The 1363-nt window shown below is 39.3% G+C and carries 2 protein-coding genes; both read right to left on the reverse strand.

The genetic code is table 11. The annotated features are described in order from the left end of the window. Positions 1–40 precede the first annotated feature (40 nt). Positions 41–664: a lambda exonuclease family protein gene (locus tag J7R10_RS08115; RefSeq protein ID WP_010704799.1), complete on the reverse strand. Its 624-nt coding sequence runs from the start codon at positions 662–664 to the stop codon at positions 41–43. 1 nt (position 665) lies between these two features. Further along, positions 666–1363, reverse strand: a 698-nt coding sequence (locus J7R10_RS08120) for an ERF family protein (RefSeq protein WP_035000837.1), incomplete at its 5' end; no start/stop codon positions are given.

Genomic DNA, 1363 nt, shown 5'->3' on the forward strand with positions numbered 1-1363 from the left:
GGGCGGGGATGCTCGGGAGGAGAGGAGCACCCCCATAGCTTTAAGCAGCTTTTGTCAAAATCTTTTTCATGTCTTGCTCTATTTCCGCTAAAAAAACTTCAACTGCTTTGTTAATCTCTTCAATGTGTTTCTCATCACGGAGGATGCGTTTGATTTTCATTCTCAAACCAGTAGATCTGCCTACAAAGTTTGGATTATAACTTACGAAATGACACCATTTGCGTCCTGTGCACGCCATTTGGAATTGCATCTGCGCTATATATTCAGGCTTGATTTCGTCATACATAAAAAAACGAAGATGGGTCGTTGATTGTGGACATTTGACTTCAATTAAACCGTCCTCTCCAATAAGCCCATCAGGACTTGCACCAGCCATTTCTATTTTGGGGTGTGGTATAAAGCCGCATTTTATGACATCGGCATCATAAATGAATTCATATTCTCTCAAGGCATCCTCTTCATGTTCAATGCCCCATTGCATAGCCGCTGTTGTATAAGACTGGCTTATTTCCCCTGTTAAGCGCTCTGTTATGAGTTTCATTTTGTAGTCTTCATATTTGCTTGTGGGCAAACCTTTTGCTGTCTTACTGAGGACATTGTAAACGTTTGAAGCGGTGACTTTACCTAATCTTGCTTGAAACCATTGTGCTGTTCTTTGCTCCATCTCACACCGCCGTTTGTTGTTGTGTTGATGTCATTTGCTTATTTTGTTTATCTTTTAAAAGGCGCAAAATGGTTTGCGCACTCTGATCAGAGATATCGTCAAGCTTTTCAACATTCACATAAGAAAGTATCTTTGCTTCTTCTGTCTTTGTTTGTGCCATCAGTCCTCTGATTTCATTGATCTGTTGGGGAAAAGCCGGTTTTTGAGGCATATTTCCATCTGTATCGTCTTCTTTGCTTGCTACATTGAGAAGCATGCTTAAGAGATATCTGCGTGCATAAGTGATAGTAGAACCAAGAGATTGAATGTTATTTTTGCTCCCTTGTCCATCAATTGGAAATGTTCCTTCTGTTGAGATTTGATTGCCTGAAGGATGAGACAGAGTTATTTCTATGGTAATGTTTTTTTCTGTTTGATTTTTTATATGAGAAAACAAAGCGAAGCGGTGTTTTGCAAGAGTGTCCTTTACAGCGTCAATATACTGATCAAGCGTTGCATATGCACTCTTTGTATGGTTGTTTTTAGCATTTTTGGTGATTGTTTGATATTCGATTTGCATAGCCGAAAGATCATGGATAAAGCTCTGATGGTTCTGTCGTTTTATTTCTTTTTCTCTTAAATCAAGAAGACGCTCTAAGCGGTCCATATCGACGTCACTTTCTAAGGCTTTATTTAAAATGCGTTCCATAGCAGTTTGTT

The organism is Bartonella vinsonii subsp. berkhoffii ATCC 51672 (assembly GCF_902825225.1).
Classification (GTDB): domain Bacteria; phylum Pseudomonadota; class Alphaproteobacteria; order Rhizobiales; family Rhizobiaceae; genus Bartonella; species Bartonella berkhoffii.